Raw genomic sequence first — 17,122 nt, forward strand, 5'->3', positions numbered from 1 at the left:
ACGAAGAATCTTATTATGAACTTATATGCTTTAATAACTACTGATATTCTTTATAAATTGTCAATTTATTCTTTTTTTTTATATTATAGCTTATATTTTATTTATTCTTTCTTTGATTCTTATAGCAAAATTCTGAATTATTTGGAAAAGATATATACATAGCATAGATGCATTTACATCATATTTTCTAACCAGTAAATCGATTTGTTTATCAGACATTTAATTCTTTTAATAAAAATGACATTTGAAACCCTAATGCTATTTAGGTTCTCAAATGCATTTTATAGCAACCATAACAGTCTTTAAATATTACTAATCAATACTAGCAGGCGATTTAGTATTACTTTAAAACTCAATTTTCGCAGATAGAAATAGGTAAATAAACCTTGATGTAATTGGGCAAGGCATTCATCCATTGTGAAAATTGACATTTAATCATTGTTGCAATACGCTTGTTAGCCTTTTTCGCGACCCCATTAAGAAATTCAAGTAACTGAGCCAAAGCAACGCCCCTATCTAGTTCGCCAAGCTCATCACACATTGCTAAGGTGATACATCTATCCCATAAATATCTCTCAATTGGTCTTCAATATCACGAGTAGGCATACACTTTGCATACATACCGATAATTTGCTCTTCGATTGCGTTAGAGGTGCTCTCATGCTTTTTGCTATTGCCAGTATTATTATCATCTTCGTTATGTTCGTCATAACCTAGATGGTCTGCCATCTCAGCCTCCAGAAATTGTTGCATAGGGTCTTTGAAAAGATCTCTGCATTTGTACGTTTTGCATAAATGGTCATCTCTTTCGTGGATATTATTACCATTTTAACAAAATCTGAGACGTTCGCTATTGAATTTTGAAGTGCAAAAGTTGAGTCTAAAAGTATCACATGATTCATTATACTTTTTCTGTAAAGTGAGTTACAGCACTTACCCCACCATGTACTACATTATTATTTCCCCAACATTCTTTATAATCCCAACCTGTTAATTCTTTAAATGCAGTTTTTGCTTCTACCGTAGCATCTGTCATAGAGCCACCTTGTTTCAATCTGTTAACTTCATCTACTAATATTTTATGTCTTTCCTTATTTAATTTCAATCTTGTTGAAGCAATCCAGGTAACTCCAAGTAGTAAAAATGGAGCACCAATAGTTAAAATGGTAATTCCGAGCACTGCACTCTCCGGCTGCACAGTAACACCTGCTTTAAATCCAAACGCCTGTAACACAAAGCCAAGCAATGCTGCTTCAACCGCAGTTGCGACCTTTGAGAGCAAGGAATTCACTCCTGAGAATAATCCTTCTCTTCTCTGCCCTGTTACAGCTTCATCTACATCTGCGATAAACGCCAATTGAAATACGGGTACATAATCAATGCCCGTTCTTCCTACAGTATTGATGACTGCAAGAATCGTTAACATAATTACCAAACTGGAGGAAACCCCTAAGGTTAATACATAATATCCAAGTAATGATGCAAAAATGATAACAGTCGATATTTTGTAAGTAACAGGTCCTCCATATCTATAACAAGTTCCTATAAAAAACAATAACGCGATAGATGAAACAAGGGCCATGACACTTGTTATATTTGAAGTGGTAACTGTGTCTAACATTAAAACGAAAATAACAAAATACGTAAACACTCCGGTAGTCAGATTTTTAAATATACCACCAACCCCCATTAATACACAATGTAGTCTAAAGGTTTTTATTCTCATACTGGAGGCTACATCAGAACAGATCTGAGGTAATATCTGCCAGATACTGCCGATATTACTATTATATTCTACCTCTTTGGGATCGCGTTCAAAAGTAAAAGTCCACACTAACAGTAATGCAAAGGCTGTCATGAGTCCATAAATGAGACCCGTTAGCCAAAAGGCTTCTGTAGAATCTTTCCCATACATTAGAAATAGGCGCCCCGGTATAAAAGATGCAATCATATTGGCAATTGTACCAAAAAATTGTTTTGTTCCTGTTAGCTTGGCTTTATCACCTGCATCTTGTGTCATCTCAGCAGGCAATGTGGAACAAGGGACGATAACCATAGTAAATATTGCTTCATAGATCAGATTCATAATGAGATAATAAGTAAAGGATTGACCAGTAATCCATAATAAAGGATATACAATCGCGATAGTTGGTATACCCATGAGAATAAAAAATCTTCGCCGACCAAACTTTCGTCCTAATCTAGTATTGCGAAAGTTATCAGTTATAAAGCCCATGACAGGGTTAGCAACAGCATCTAATAATCTTGCCACAGTAAAAATAATCCCTGCTTGTACCGCACTCATATTACACATAGTTGTATAAAAATACATTAGCCATAGCGATATCAGTAATTGAGCTCCACCGCCTAAAAAGTTTACTGAAGCATAGCCAATAATATTTTTTAAAGTTACTTTTCTAGCCAAAATAGTTCCCTCCAATGTTTTGCTAAAACCCAATTATTATAAAATTTCATTTTCCGCAGATGCCAGTAGGAATGGTCCTAAACCTTTTGGCTCATTACTGATGATTGGTTCACTAATATAATAAGCAAACGTTCCATCTCTTTTGTCTTTTCCGCCTAGCCCTGCCACATAACAGATCTTGTTTAAATTGATAAGTCCTTCTTTTGTCTCTAAAATAAACTCATCAACTAATCCTTGATAGGCTTGCTTTGCAGTTTCCTTTAAGCTTCCTGGTAAATATCCATTTCTTACGCCTTTCAATAAAGCATATACAATCATTGCAGATCCTGAAGCTTCTAAATAGTTGCCTTTCCTCTCTCCTGCATCTAAAATTTGATACCATACGTGACTTGCTTGATCTTGTACCTTCAACAAGGCTTGCATACATTTATTGAATATGCTCACTAACGTTCCCCTATCTTTATTGTTATCTGGAAAATTTTTCAATGTATCCACTAAAGCCATCACATACCACCCCATAGCCCTTCCCCAGAATTGTGGAGATAGACCTGTTTTCTTGTCTGCCCAAATTTGTTCTTTTGCTTCATCCCAGGCATGATATAAAAGGCCTGTTTTTTTGTCCTTTAGATTTTTTTCAGCTATGATAAATTGGGTCGAAACATCATTAAACTCTATTAGATCTCCAAATTCCTTTATATAGGCGGCATAAAAAGCAGCTCCCATATACAATCCGTCTAACCATATTTGATGAGGGTAGATTTGTTTATGCCAAAAGGCACCTTCACTCGTACGTGGATGGGTTTCTATTTGTTGTCTTAGCAACAATAATGCTTGCTTATACCTTTCATTGCCAGTTTCTTTATACAAGGTTATTAATATTTTCCCATTATTTAAATGATCAATATTATATTCCTCTAATTGATATCCATTAATCGTTCCATCTTCTTGTATAAAGTGATCCATGGTTTCCACTATAAAATCAAAATACTTCTTCTCTCCTGTTTTTTGCCAAACTCTTGCAATGCCATCTAAAGTTAAGCCATACTCATATCCCCAGTGATCCACTAAATTCGTCTTTCTTGCAATTATTGAATCTGCCATCCATTGCGCATAGTTTTTCACATTTTCACCTCTTGTCTTTCTCTTTTACATTAACTAAAAAGTTTTCATTAATAGCCAATTTCCTCAGCTATGATGATAATTTTAATTCTTCCTTCAAACTTGATCCCATTATGAATAATTGTAGTAAAATTACATATTCTTTTTTTACAATCACAGTCCACGCACGTTCCAGTTTCTGCGCATGGTGTTTCATGTCTTATTCTTCTAGAATTCATCGGTGCTATTTCTTTTATTCTTTTAAAAGCATCCTCTAAGCAATTTACTATTTTATTAATTCCTGCTACTATGATTACATTCTTAGGACCAAAAATCATTGGTGCTACTCGATTCCCAGTACAATCTGTATTTACTAGTTCTCCATTTTTAGTAATAGCATTCGTCCCTGTCAGCAAAAAATCAGCAGTAAGAGCTTTTCTATGAATATCCACTATATCTGGATCAAAAGGGAGATTTTGATATCTGTCAAAAAACTTATAATTGCCATTTCTCAAGATATCTACCAATCCCATCTCACTTAATGTTACAGACCCTCCTATAGCAACAGTTGATCCTTCTTCAATCATATTAAAAAGTTTTTTCTTTGCCTCATCTGTATTTTGCACATAGGATGCCTGAAAATATTTCTTATTCAAGATTTCCACCATGTCTCTTGCTTTGCATAGATTTTTCCACTTTCTTATCTCGTCCACAATGCTCCACCTCCTTATAAAAAACCACTTAAGACAACATTCAAAATCATTAATGAATTAGAGATAGCAAATAGATATAAATACTTTTTGTTCTTTCTTTTATTATAAAATAAAAATAATTTTCCAAGAATTTGATATATTAAGATAATTATTTACTATTTTAATAAGTTTTCTACACTATTTTAAAAGACTTAAAAATTAAAGCCCTCTTTGTCAGGAAAGACAAAAAGGACTTTTCTTTCTTGCTAGATAAAGATCTATCAGCTATATAATAAAGGCTATTTTTGCAGAATCAGAAAATAAGATACTGTCTGATTTTAAGTAAGAATGACTAAAATTTTACCTAGTCTGTAAATTGATACAAGATAAATAATTCCTTACGCTATCATAATTTTCCCCATTAATATTGACATTTTTAAATACCAATTGTTCAACATTCTTAAAAACAAATGGTATTTCTACGTTATGCAATGTACAATTTTTAAATTGTACATTGGTAATGGGGGTACGCTTATATGCACTCATCAAAAAGCCGGTTTTTCCACCATAACTTTCTAAGTTCTCAACAAAGATATTGCGGATAATGGGCGTATATTCACCAACATCTCCCTCTTCATAATTCATATCCACAATGAGTATTTCTTCTCCGATACTTTTTACAACCGTATTTCTAAAGTAAATATTTTCAATGATGCCACCTCGTACAGAGTTAGTTTTAAACCGTAGTGCACGATCTAAATTCAGACTATCCATCACATTATTGTCTGCAAAAACATTGCGAACACTTCCTGATATTTCACTGCCAATAGTGATTCCACCGTGCCCATCTTTCATATAATTATTTTGGATTACTATATTTTCGCAGGGAATATTAATCCGCCTGCCATCAGCATTTCTGCCTGATTTAATAGCAATACAATCATCGCCATTATCAAAATAGCAATTTTTGATCACAACATTCTTACAGGAGTCAGGATCAAAACCGTCAGTATTCGGACCATGTCCAATTATTTTTACTTTATCAATCGTAATATTTTCACAAAGCACAGGAGAAATCTGCCACATAGGTGAGTCCTTTATCGTAACACCTTCAATGAGGATATTCTTGCTGTTATAAAATTGAATAAAACTTGGACGCAAATAGTGCCCGCTGCCAAATCTTCGTTCTTTAACAGATACATTTCGTTCTGCCATCGCAAAAAGTATATCACGATCTTCAGCCTGATGAGGCTGCCCTTCTTGCCAACCATACTCCTTTTTCCCTTTCCACGGCCACCAATGTTCTTTATCCCCATTACCATCAAGGACACCTTCTCCAGTAATAGCAAGATTCTCAGCTTCGTAAGAATAGATTAGAGGTGAATAATTGTACAGTTCGACGCCCTCAAATCGATTTAGCACCATGGGTAAATATTTCTCCAGTTCCTGACTGAATTTTATAATAGCTTCTTTTGATACGTGTAAATTAATATTGCTCTTAAAATGAATTGGACCTGTAAGATAGATTCCTGCAGGAACGACCACTCGTCCGCCACCAATATTATTAGCTAAAGTAATCACCTTACGAAAAGCCTCTGTACAATCTGTTACCCCATCTCCAATTGCACCATATTCTGTTATCACAAAATCACGATTAGGGAAAATAGGGGGGATAATTTTACTTAAAATACTCTGGAGTTGTCGCCATCCTTGCTCCTCTATTTCTGCTCCGTCAACTGGAATTTGTTTAACATTCATAACTCTACCTCCACTATTGCTAAATCCAATTTTATTATAATTTACAATGACTTTTGGGAGAATTAATAATATTAAGATAAGTATTTGTTATTTATAGAATCTTAAGGCGGTCAGGACTCTTAGGTATACTAATCAAATCATAACCCCCCCGTTACATAGCATTTTTTTTGTTTCACGCGCTACATTACTCAACAAAAATATGTAATTCGTTCTTGGCAGAATAATTGATTGGAACGAACAACATATTTCAAATATCCATATGAAATTCGCAGAATGATTTATACGATGAACTTAATACAAGGATATTGGCAATTGCGAAAGGTGACAAAAACGAAAACAGCCCATCCTTCTGACGAGGCTCTGCGTAAGATCCTCTACTTGGCGACAGTTGAGGCTGCCAAGAAATGAACTACGCCAATCAGAAATTGGACAGACTGTATTTCAGTAGGTCGATTGGATTCTATTTAGCCAAGAACTTGATAGTGTTTCCAAAACCATTTACACAAAATGATTTTATACTCTCTTGTTATTGTGTTATTCCTTCAATGACCAATTTCACGTCCTTTATAATTAGCTTCTGATGATTGATCTATAAGTGAGCCAACTTCTTATTTTAACATTGGTTTATTAATATATCTTTTTAAATCACAATCAGTTTTTAGCATTTCTTCAATAATAAGTTTTGCTATTTCAATTGCCCCTTTTTCTTGGAAATGAGTATTATCATTACTGCCTTGAGGATAATTATAACTATCCCCTGCCTGTAGCTGCATAAATATAATTTTACTTTTTTCTGGACCCAAAGAAGCAATATAATTTCGACTTGCAGTACTCAAATCGATAACCAGGACGTTTTCTGCAGCCCCAACTTCTTTCATCGCATCAGGATATTTCCCATGACTTGCAATTATTTTTCCATTGGTATCAAAATTTCTTCTTTCAACAGGAGTAATCAGAATGGGGATCGCTCCATGTTTTCTTGCACCATTAATATATTGCTTGAGATATTCTTTATATGTTGTGCTTGGCTCTGTATACAAGCTAAGTACATCCTTCTTTTCATCATTGTGCCCAAATTGAATAAGTAAATAATCCTTGGCTTTTATTTCGCTGAGAATTGTATCTAGTCTTCCCTCATCAATAAAACTTTTTGTGCTGCGTCCACTAGTCGCATAATTTTTTATAGTTACTTCTTTTGAAAAATATCTATCGATCACTTGTCCCCAGCCAGCCCTCGGCGCCCGTTCGCTTTTATAATTGCAAACAGTAGAATCACCAGCAAGAAATATGGAAATAGGCACTTTTTCTTTACTTTTCTCACTAGCAAAAGCCATATTTAAACCAAAAACAGAAAAGCTTATACATACAGCTACACCCCATAATAAAAAACGCTTCAACATATTTTTCCTCCGTATTTATTTACTCATAATTTTCTTTAATACCTCATTGGTAATATCTTGGCCACCGCAAACCACACTGTTTTTTTGCACAACAATCGTTAACCCTTTGGCCTCCATTACTTGCGTAATTACAACGTTAATCTTTTCCACGATGGGCTTGAGCAATTCTTGTCGTTTCAGCTCTAATTGCTGACTAAGTTGAAGGTTAAGGCTTTGCTTCTCCTGATCGTTCAAATTGGCTGCTTTATCCTCAAATTCTTTTTTCATTTCCTCTTGCTCGGCCTTTAGTGCAGCATTCCCCTTCGCTGTATCTGGATGTTGATTAATTAAACTTATATAGTCTACCACACCAACTGGTGGAGCTACAGTTGCAGCAGCCCGGGCTATGCCGGGTTGGATTATTATTACACCAAACATTGCGACAAAAAATAATACGATTAGATTTTTTATCAAACCTTTTTCCTTTTGTTCAAACATAATTGACCTTCCTTCCTGCCCTTCGTAGGCATAAAAATTCATATAACTTCCTGCACTCATAGATCTAATTACTATTTACCAAAATAACTCATCGAATTAAGTTATTAAGCTTTAAACATCTGCATTATATTCTGTAATTCATCCGCCATTTTAGCCAAAGCTTGACTAGCATCTGAGACTTCTGTACTAGATGCCGATTGTTCTTCTGTTGCCGCTGATACAATTTCTGTCTGTTCAGCTGTCATTCTACTTTCCTTATCAATTTTTTGCACAGCAATAACAACTTGCTCACTTTCACTCGTTATTTGTTGAATCGCAGCAGAGATTTCATGAATTGGATCAGATATTTGTTTAATCATTTGGATAATCGCACTAAAACTTTGCCCTGCTATAGTTACGACATTCGTTCCGTTATCTACCTCCTTCTTACCTTGCTCCATAAAGATAACCGCACTTTTGGTTTCTTGCTGAACTTCACTAATTAAATTTTCTATTTGTTTTGCTGCACGTTGGGATTGTTCTGCTAGTTTGCGAACCTCATCAGCAACAACAGCAAAACCTTTTCCGCCTTCTCCTGCTCTTGCAGCTTCAATTGCCGCATTTAAGGATAAAAGGTTAGTTTGCCTTGCAATGTTTGATATCGTTTCAACAATTTGACCAATTTGATTTGATTTATCCACTAATCGTCCAATTGCATTGGCTGTATCAGTCGTTTTTTCTTCAATCATATTCATCTGATTGATTACTTTTTCTATGACATGGCCACCATCATTAGCTACCCATTCCGTTTTCTCTGCCGCTTGAGATGCTATCACAGCGTGTTCAGCGACCTGCTGAACTCGTCTTGACACTTGTCCAACAATTTGTGTTGTCGCATCGACTAACTTAAGTTGTCTTGCAGAAGCCTGCGCCACTCCTGTAATAGAAATCACCACTTGGCTGGAAGATTGCGAGGACTGCTCAGCACTTGCTGTCATTTCTTCTGATGATGCTGCCAGTTGTTGTGAAGAATTTGCTATCTGGCCCAGCAAATTCTTTATCCCTTTATTCATTTTATCAAGAGCTTTCGCTAATGTTCCAAATTCATTATTTAAATAAATATATTTTTCCGGTATCGTTTGCGAAAAATCCCCCTCTGTCATAGTATTTAAAAATTGGGTAGTATTTGTAAGTGGTTTTGTAATAAATTTAACAATAACCCATGCAAGTAAAATAATTGCTAGCAAATCAAATAGTATAATCCCAATAAATAATCGTATTGCATTTATAAAGTTATTTTTATTTTGCTTATTGATTTCACTAGCATTATTTGAATTATAAGCTGAAAGGTCATAATAATTATTGTGAATTGCTTCAGAATAGGGACGTACGTTTTGATTAAATAACTCATACGCTTCTTTATTCTTATTTTGCATAATTAAGTTAATTACAACGGCTCTTGCCTCATGATATTTATTTAAATTTTCATGTAAATTCTTCAAGATATCTATCTCAAGTTGAACTAACCTAGTTCCTTCATACTTTTCAATACTCTTATTAATACTGATATCTCTCTTCGTAATATCTTGAAGCAAAGCTTTTTTATTCTCCTCTTTTGTACTGGTAAGTAAAAGCTCAAACATATCTGCATCAATTCCTCTAGACTGAGTACGGCTATCATTAACCCATTTGATAGGTAATAACCGCTCTGTATACATCTCTTCTACATCACTATTTGATTTTAATAAATAATGATATCCTGTATATCCTACAGTAATTAACGACAATATAAATGCAAAAATAAGTATACTTAATTGCCTAGCTATTTTTAAATTCTTGAGCCATCTCATTGCCAACCACTATCCCTTACTATTAAATTAATACACTTGCCCTAAACTTAGAGCATATGGAACCCGTAAGATAAATCTTCACGGGTCCCCCACTACGTTCATCTATTTACTCTCTTTAGCAATTACGCACATGCAAGTTACTAGTACTCCAACGAAACAGCCTATAAAGCACCCAAGGGTAAATAACAATACTGACATGCTGACTCCCCCATCCAAGTAGTAGCACGATAGACAATATAGTAAGCTTTTCGACTTTTCACAAGGGAACGGTTTACATTATCTCTTATTATTCTTCAGGATCCCATCCATTTAATACATTTTCAATTGTATAATCTTTGGCACTTTCATCACTAAGCACAAACGTTTCCCTATACGAATTCATTTTTGCACCAGGACCTGTACTGCCATATTCATACATACGGTTTTCTTCTGGCAAATCTTTTGACATCTTATCCCAGCCTTTAAGTGAAATATGACTATCCATAATACAATTAATGAAAGCCACTTCGCTGTTTACAACCCCCCAAGCATGCCAAGGTCGTCCTAAATTAACAGAACCATCCGCAACTTCTGGTCCCTCTCGCATCAAATGACTGTTAATAATTAAAATACCATATTTCTGATTAGCATTTGTACTAGGAGCTGCGATATAACCACGCCTGCGTGAAGCAATATCACATTGATTAAAAACAGCCTGACCAGAACCAAAAATAAAATCAACATTTCCAGATATATAAGAATCAAGAAAATAGGAACGACCAGCATCAGCAAAAATAGTATCTTGAAATCCCGTCACTTTCACATTACGAAATATGGCTTTATCGCTTTTACCTTCTAATTTCAATGCTACTGCTTGTGTATTTTTAATCTTTGTTGGATCATCTTTATCCTTTGCCGCATTACCAAGATAATCAAACCCATTGTCAATGGTTAGATTTTCTGCTTGGAAATTAGTTGATCTAATAGTAAGTGTCGCGCAGCGCGATGTGCCCCATGGATTTCCTTGAGCATCCAACGTGGCAGCACTTGCATCATACGTAATTATGGTCTTATCTTTATCTTCCCCCAGCAAAGTAACATAGGATCGATCTACGTTCACCTTTTCATAATATTCTCCTTTTTTTATGAAAATCACATACTGTTGACGAGCAGTACCAGATGCATCTCTTATTGCTCTTCTTACATTTGAATACATCTTTACATTGTTAACTTCAGCCCCGCTTATTCCTTCGTAATTACTGTCTACTATAGCATCATAATGAACACCGGATGCCTGAGCCGCTGCCGGATACCCCACACCAACAAAAGGTAGTACTAAAACATAGAATATCAATACGAAAAAATATTTCACTTTATTTCCTCCTTTCTAAACAAATCTATAAAAATTATTAATTTGTCCTTACAACTAAGCGAAGCTTCATTTATCTTACTAAATCTGCCTCGCTAGTTGTACTGGGCCCCTTTGAAGCAACTTTTTAAAATTAACTAATTACATTATGCCGCTTTTATTAACGAACGCCAAAGCGAAGTTCTGCTTGGAAATATTTGTAATCCTTATATCCATTCCCAGTAATTGGCGACGCCTGGACATAATTTAGTTTCAAGTCTATATTCTCTTCAAAATAATAACGATATTCTAATTCCCATCCTTTTAGCCCTGTCGTCGTGTTAAATGTAACTACACCATTAGAGATTGATTTAACAGAATAATCGGTGATGATATCATTCGTGCAAATATTCGCATTAGCCCCCATCTTTGCATAACGAAGCATCCATGTATGATATCCTGGCTTATAAGCTTGACCAGCAGCATAATCTAACTGAAACTTATAGCCAGTGTTGCCGAATGGAACATTCGAACTTCTAACCGTATCAACCGTAAAGGTATGTCCTGATTTTAGTCCTGTAGCAGCACCGAACTCAGTGAAAATCTTCGGTTCGTATGAACTGCGGTAGCTAGCAGTACGAATCACCGCCCCAATGATTTGTGTGGTTCCTGGTGGCAGCATTTCAGTAGCATTCGAATCATCCCCCACTGAAGCCTTACCAGGACTCGTAGCAGAACCTCGAAGTGCATAATCAAAAGCATATGTTGCATACCGAACACCATCACTGCTTGTCACATAGTTATTCTTTGCCCATGTTTTGCCATAGGATACTGCAGATTTCATTTTATTGTTACCAAAAGCAAATTTGAATCCACTCATGTGTGTGTCGAGAACCATACCACTTTGTACTACATCACTAAAATTACCAACACTTAAGTTCCCGCCCTCAAATGGTCCTGCAGCACTAAAACCACCATAATATATAAAACCACGAGTCTGTCCATCCTGCAGTCTTGAACTATAAAAAGTACCAGCAGAAAGCGTCCAACCAGAATTCATTTTTATGGTAGGCTGCTCTGAGAATATCCAATAAGGTGTGATCGTTTTTGCCGCATTACTTTTCCCATAGTTCATATAACGATAATATAAATCAGTCTTCCAAATAAAAATATTTCCTTTCGCATTTCTTTCAATAGTCGCTTCCGCTTTTGCAATGCGTACATCAAGATCACTAAGCTCCTTATTATATTCATCAGCCAGTTTATTCATCAGCTTTACTGTTTTTTCATCCGCCTCTGTAGATCTTGGCAAAGCTTTGGCTACAATCAACGCCATCTCATAGCGCGTTAAGAGTCTGTCTTTGTTAAAACTTTTCTCATCATAGCCTTCAATAATCCCGGCTTTTGCTAGTTGTACAATCGCATCATAAGACCAATGGTTGGCAGGCACATTTGTAAAAGTACCTTCTGCCGCAAATACCGTACCAACAATACTAAATACAAATAACAACATCAAAGATAGTAATAATTTTTTTTTCATTTACTGCCCCCCTAATACGCCCGCGTTTTATTTATACTTAGAAGAAGAACGCCAGCTGAGCACGGAACCATTTTATAACATCATAATCATTCCCATTAACTGGTTCTGCGCGAAGATATCTTACAGTTAGTAGTACATTTTTTATTGGAACATACCGATATGTGAATTGCCAACCTTTCTGTCCATTCGTAGAATTGAGTGTAGTAACCTTCGTGGTAGTATTCCAACTAACATCTCCCATATTAGTAGCACTAGTATACTGATAATTTTTGAAGTCATACCCTGTTTCAATGACTGCCTTGGCTCCAATCTTGACATAATCAAGTACCCATCCATTCGAACGTGGTACACTTCGATCCACTGTTTTATAGTTCAGGCCAACCATATAGGATGTATTATTATCATCAAAATTACTTTTGGCATAATCTCCCTTCAATTCAAGTTTCTGATTAAGTTTCGTATTAAATGCAGCCTCCCAAATGCTAGCCATTTGATAGGCATCATTATAGGCTTCTGTCCTATAAGCTGCAGCATGAAGATCCGTCCTGTCATTTAAAGTATAATCTACTTTGAGTGCCGTTAAATTAACGCCAAAATATTGGTTAATATATGTTGGAATGACTTGCAGAGTACCATAGGAAGTATTAGAGTTATCGACTTTCCCTACATAAACAGTTGTTTTCAGGCCTGTGTCCTTTTTGCCAAATTCAAACCTCGCTCCTGACATAAAATCATCATAGACCAGGCCATTAATAATATTATCCTCCGCTCTGCCAAGGGTAAGAGTGCCGCCCCATACTTTTCCTGACACCTTATAACTTTTCAAATCAAGTAAACCTGTCAAGTGATTCTGAATAACATTATTGCCCTCAAAATTTTTGCTGCCCTCAGCCTTTACTTCCAACCGCCAGTTTTCACTCACGCGAGAACTCATGACTAGTTCTGTGGTATAAAAATGAAGATCTTGATACTTGTCGCGACCATTAATTATGCTTTGACTATAAGCTTTCCCATTAATGACTTTAGTCATATTATTAGTTTGAAAAGAAAGGTTCGTGCCACTCCAATCAATCAGGCTGGGCTCAGCTTGTGCAACAGCTCTTTCCAAACGAGTTACACGAACCCCCATAGCCTGCAATTCTTTACTATATTCAGTGCTCATTTTATTTACAAGCGTTTTTGTCTGGCTATCAGCCTTATCAATATTTTCCATTGCTTTCGCAACAATAACAGCCATTTCATATCGGCTTATCACTGTATCGCCACGGAATGTTTTATCATCATAACCGCTAACAAGACCATCTTTCACCAATTGATCCACAGCCTTATAAGACCAATGATCTTTTGGCACATCCGAAAAAGATGTCTCTGCTCCAAATGCAGTACTTGCGACACTTAGTGAAAATATAATCGCTAGATAAATCACACCTTTTTTTTTCATAGCTTTTCCCCCTAGTTTTTGTTTCACTTATAAAATTATTACCACTCTACTTATTTCACTTACTGCATTGCTTTATCTCTGCAAGACAGAAACCATCTGATCCACCAAAGATTATTTTTTCTTTTTGTTAGACTTAATAGATTTAGCTGGAGTCGTTGTTTGTGTTCCATCGACATTAACACCAGAGTCTACAATCTTAATGATATTACCTGATGGGTTTTCCACATTGGTATTGCCCTGCTCGGCAATACCTGCTAATTGTGCAGGTGTTTCATCAGCATCAACAGCTATTTCACTCACTGCATCAGACTGTTGTGCAGCAATTATGCCCCATTGCCAATTATCTTTTAAGCTAGAAGTAGCTATCGTTGGTGGTGCTGTTTTCAACGAATTCCCTGAAGTTGTTGTTATCACCGTTGAGGTGATTGGTGTAACTGTATATGTGCCGGCATTTTCAAGAGTAGGTGCTGCTCCATCGGTAATATTCCAAACGGAGGTGTCATAGGCGCTAAAATTACTTGCAGTCGCCATCGCCGTCGTGGTCAGCCCTGTGGCTCCAGAGGTGACGCCAGAGCTGCTCTTTCCTGACGTTGTGGTATCCCAATAGCAGCTAGTATATGTTGTTGTACCAGAATTGCTTCCTACCAAGCCATATGCATTACTTCCAGTAGCAGTAAGTGTACCCGTACTGATAGAATAACTAACGGTTCCCCCCGCGCCTTTATCTTGTCCTATCAGACCACCAATCGAAGCTTGACCTGACAACGCACCGGAATTTAAACAGTTGATAACAGTGACTGCGGCACTATTATTGACCAGCCCTATTATGCCGCCAATAGCCTGTATCTTTGTTCCAGTAACCGAACCACTAAAGTAGGAATTTTTGATAATAGTACCATTATTAGCAATCCCGACTAAGCCACCAATTCCATAAGCCTTACCAGTGGTATCCGTTCCCGTTACCGTATCACTGCTGTAGGAATCAGTAATCTTACCGCTGTTAACCCCTACGAGACCACCAGCTCCTGTGTAATAAGTATTGTAAACACTAGTTGCTGTTACAGCACCTGTAGTGTAGCAGTTGCTAATCGTTCCTGTATTTATTCCCACTAGACCACCAACATAATTTAAGCCGGTAATACTCTCGTTAATTAACCCAAGATTGGTTATCGTACCCGAATTACTAGAAAACAATCCAACACCAGTACCTGTTGACGTTGTGTCGGTAATGGTAAGATTACTAATCGTATGCCCAAAGCCGTTAAGTATGCCGCTAAAACTGCTGATCGGAGCAGTCAAGGTTACAGTACTGGCATCGATGTCTGTAGTCAATGCATAAGTACCAGATGTATTAGTGCTTATGTTCAGCAAATCGGCAAGACTATTGACCAGCATGTATGCCGTATAAGATCCAGTGATATAGGAAGAGAAATTCTTTGCTTTGGCATAACCGCCTGTTGGATTGTAGTAAATTGTAACCGTACCGCCACTCAAGGTAATAGGAGCTGTTATCGATACCGTGCCTACACCAGTATTCGTACCGTCATCATTATATCCAGCCTTAAGTATAAGGTTGCCAGTACTGGTATTAGTGATGCTAGCCGTGATATTAACGTCATTATAAGCAGTCAGGGTTAAGGTATTACCACTTGTCCATGTTACGGCACTTGTAACATTCACGTCACCGTCGCCCTCTGCAGCACCGTAGCTGGATTTGATTTCTATATTGGCAGTTTCCAGAGCTGCAGCCAATTCTGCCGACGTCATGTCGCCGTACAAATCGTCAATAGTATAATTTGTAGGATCAAGAAGTAAGGTACCAGTAGTACCATTCGCAGCAGTAAGATCTGTTGTCCCTTTATATACTAATTTTTCCTTACCCGAGACCTCAGCATTGCCGCCGTCTCCGCTAGTTGCCCCGCCTTTCGCGGAGATGGTTCCGTAGTAGTTAGTGGTACCATCAGCCCAAACCACTACTGTACCGCCGTCTCCGTTTGTAATTGCATCTGCATTAATCGTAGCAGTAGCCGCTACAGTCGTTGTCGTTGCATTTTGCTCTGTTCCTTGGCCTTGAGCATTCCCACCAATAAGTGCGGTTCCTCCGCCCGCATCCCCAGATACATTTACTAGTGCACCATCTGTAAGCTCCACTGTTTCGCCCAGTACTTTGACCGTACCGCCAGTTTGACCTGTTGCCAAGCCAGATGCATCCAGCGTACCGCTGTTTGTCACAGTACCACTGGTACCTCCGTCAAGGATAATAACACCATTGACATTTTTTATACTTCTCGCCTGAATGATCCCGCTATTATTGACTACCGTACCAGGCAACGTATCCGTCGATTTAGCCGTCAGGACAACTTTTCCCCCATCAGCCTGAATCAGGTTATTGTTTTCTGCCAATGCTGCTACTGCACCCTTGTCTACACTTAAACTCAACAGCCCATCACCGTCAAAGTCGATGCTAATTTGGTTCCCGGCCCCAAGAGCTACCGTACCTTGATTAGCAATAATCGTCCCTTGATTAGAAACTTGGTTGCCCAATAATACTACATAACCGCCATCACTTGCAGTAATCGTCCCCTGATTGACAACAGTCCCACCAGTACCACTGAATGTATAATTGTCCGCCAGAAGATCACTATCCGAAATATCCAAAGTAGACGCTATTAAGCTGCCTACACTGACCTGAGCGCTTGATCCAAATAATACGCCGTTAGGATTAATTAAATACACGATTCCATTAGCACTGAGTACACCATAAATGTATGATGCGTCAGATCCGACAACCCGATTGACTGCTACCGAAGTACTCGTCGGCTGAACAAAGACTACTGTTTCATTAGCAGCAATATTAAAGCTATCCCAATTAATCCCCAGCTTATCACTTGTCTGGGTAATGGTTGTAGTCGTTCCTGCCTGAGTAATTTCTCCAGTACCAGTAGTGACCACACCATTTGTCGGGCTTGCATATCCTCCTGTCATACTGCTCAAAAATGCGCCTGTCACTAAGATTGGTAACAAGAATTTTCTTGTTAGATTGAGACTCTTGCTGCCAATATGAATATGTTCCATGATCTGCTGGCGTACATTCACATCATAACGTCCCCAATTTCGCCGCCATTTTCTTTGCAT

The 17,122-nt window shown here is 37.3% G+C and carries 12 protein-coding genes and 2 pseudogenes; 1 reads left to right on the forward strand and 13 read right to left on the reverse strand.

Annotated elements, in window-relative coordinates; all coding sequences use genetic code 11:
• Window positions 1-352 precede the first annotated feature (352 nt).
• From BMZ99_RS26285 to BMZ99_RS09395, 6 genes and pseudogenes are all read right to left on the reverse strand, one after another.
• Complete coding sequence (locus tag BMZ99_RS26285) at window positions 353-541, reverse strand: hypothetical protein (RefSeq protein ID WP_090935802.1); 189 nt, start codon at window positions 539-541, stop codon at window positions 353-355.
• Window positions 542-546: 5 nt separating this feature from the next.
• Window positions 547-774 (reverse strand): annotated as a pseudogene (locus tag BMZ99_RS09375) (IS256 family transposase); the annotation flags it as partial.
• Between the two features lie 127 nt (window positions 775-901).
• The gene (locus BMZ99_RS09380) at window positions 902-2,425 is read right to left on the reverse strand and encodes an MFS transporter (protein WP_090935808.1); all 1,524 of its coding nucleotides are present in this window, start codon (window positions 2,423-2,425) and stop codon (window positions 902-904) included.
• A 36-nt stretch (window positions 2,426-2,461) separates the two neighbouring features.
• Window positions 2,462-3,547: a glycoside hydrolase family 88/105 protein gene (locus BMZ99_RS09385; protein WP_090935811.1), complete on the reverse strand. Its 1,086-nt coding sequence runs from the start codon at window positions 3,545-3,547 to the stop codon at window positions 2,462-2,464.
• Between the two features lie 47 nt (window positions 3,548-3,594).
• Complete coding sequence (locus BMZ99_RS09390; protein ID WP_245754902.1) at window positions 3,595-4,188, reverse strand: lactate utilization protein; 594 nt, start codon at window positions 4,186-4,188, stop codon at window positions 3,595-3,597.
• Between the two features lie 387 nt (window positions 4,189-4,575).
• Complete coding sequence (locus tag BMZ99_RS09395) at window positions 4,576-5,973, reverse strand: glycoside hydrolase family 28 protein (protein WP_090935817.1); 1,398 nt, start codon at window positions 5,971-5,973, stop codon at window positions 4,576-4,578.
• A gap of 201 nt (window positions 5,974-6,174) precedes the next feature.
• Between BMZ99_RS09395 and BMZ99_RS09400 the strand changes: the two are divergent.
• Window positions 6,175-6,378: pseudogene (locus tag BMZ99_RS09400) on the forward strand (transposase); the annotation flags it as partial.
• 203 nt (window positions 6,379-6,581) lie between these two features.
• Here the strand turns inward: BMZ99_RS09400 and BMZ99_RS09405 are convergent.
• The 7 genes from BMZ99_RS09405 to BMZ99_RS09435 form a co-directional block, all read right to left on the reverse strand.
• Complete coding sequence (locus BMZ99_RS09405; RefSeq protein WP_090935939.1) at window positions 6,582-7,307, reverse strand: rhamnogalacturonan acetylesterase; 726 nt, start codon at window positions 7,305-7,307, stop codon at window positions 6,582-6,584.
• An 81-nt stretch (window positions 7,308-7,388) separates the two neighbouring features.
• Window positions 7,389-7,850, reverse strand: coding sequence for an OmpH family outer membrane protein (locus tag BMZ99_RS09410; protein ID WP_175490517.1), 462 nt, complete (start codon window positions 7,848-7,850; stop codon window positions 7,389-7,391).
• Window positions 7,851-7,954: 104 nt separating this feature from the next.
• Window positions 7,955-9,679, reverse strand: coding sequence for a methyl-accepting chemotaxis protein (locus BMZ99_RS09415; protein WP_090935823.1), 1,725 nt, complete (start codon window positions 9,677-9,679; stop codon window positions 7,955-7,957).
• Window positions 9,680-9,965: 286 nt separating this feature from the next.
• Complete coding sequence (locus BMZ99_RS09420; protein ID WP_090935826.1) at window positions 9,966-11,030, reverse strand: pectinesterase family protein; 1,065 nt, start codon at window positions 11,028-11,030, stop codon at window positions 9,966-9,968.
• A gap of 157 nt (window positions 11,031-11,187) precedes the next feature.
• A complete protein-coding gene (locus BMZ99_RS09425) occupies window positions 11,188-12,546 on the reverse strand; it encodes an S-layer homology domain-containing protein (protein WP_090935829.1) in 1,359 nt (452 codons plus the stop codon).
• Between the two features lie 37 nt (window positions 12,547-12,583).
• Window positions 12,584-13,987: an S-layer homology domain-containing protein gene (locus tag BMZ99_RS09430; RefSeq protein ID WP_090935832.1), complete on the reverse strand. Its 1,404-nt coding sequence runs from the start codon at window positions 13,985-13,987 to the stop codon at window positions 12,584-12,586.
• A 111-nt stretch (window positions 13,988-14,098) separates the two neighbouring features.
• Window positions 14,099-17,122 (reverse strand): two-partner secretion domain-containing protein, encoded by a 3,024-nt coding sequence (locus BMZ99_RS09435; RefSeq protein ID WP_090935835.1) that lies wholly within the window; start codon window positions 17,120-17,122, stop codon window positions 14,099-14,101.

Origin of the sequence: Pelosinus propionicus DSM 13327, assembly GCF_900114615.1 — a bacterium.
Classification (GTDB): Bacteria; Bacillota; Negativicutes; order DSM-13327; family DSM-13327; genus Pelosinus; species Pelosinus propionicus.

Excerpts from the sequence above, each read along its gene's own strand:
- BMZ99_RS26285 (WP_090935802.1), bottom strand. The coding sequence starts at position 541 with ATGTGTGATGAGCTTGGCGAACTAGATAGGGGCGTTGCTTTGGCTCAG.
- BMZ99_RS09395 (WP_090935817.1), bottom strand. The coding sequence starts at position 5,973 with ATGAATGTTAAACAAATTCCAGTTGACGGAGCAGAAATAGAGGAGCAA.
- BMZ99_RS09405 (WP_090935939.1), bottom strand. The coding sequence starts at position 7,307 with ATGGCTTTTGCTAGTGAGAAAAGTAAAGAAAAAGTGCCTATTTCCATA.
- BMZ99_RS09410 (WP_175490517.1), bottom strand. The coding sequence starts at position 7,850 with ATGTTTGAACAAAAGGAAAAAGGTTTGATAAAAAATCTAATCGTATTA.
- BMZ99_RS09415 (WP_090935823.1), bottom strand. The coding sequence starts at position 9,679 with ATGAGATGGCTCAAGAATTTAAAAATAGCTAGGCAATTAAGTATACTT.
- BMZ99_RS09425 (WP_090935829.1), bottom strand. The coding sequence starts at position 12,546 with ATGAAAAAAAAATTATTACTATCTTTGATGTTGTTATTTGTATTTAGT.
- BMZ99_RS09430 (WP_090935832.1), bottom strand. The coding sequence starts at position 13,987 with ATGAAAAAAAAAGGTGTGATTTATCTAGCGATTATATTTTCACTAAGT.
- BMZ99_RS09435 (WP_090935835.1), bottom strand. The coding sequence starts at position 17,122 with ATGCAAAGAAAATGGCGGCGAAATTGGGGACGTTATGATGTGAATGTA.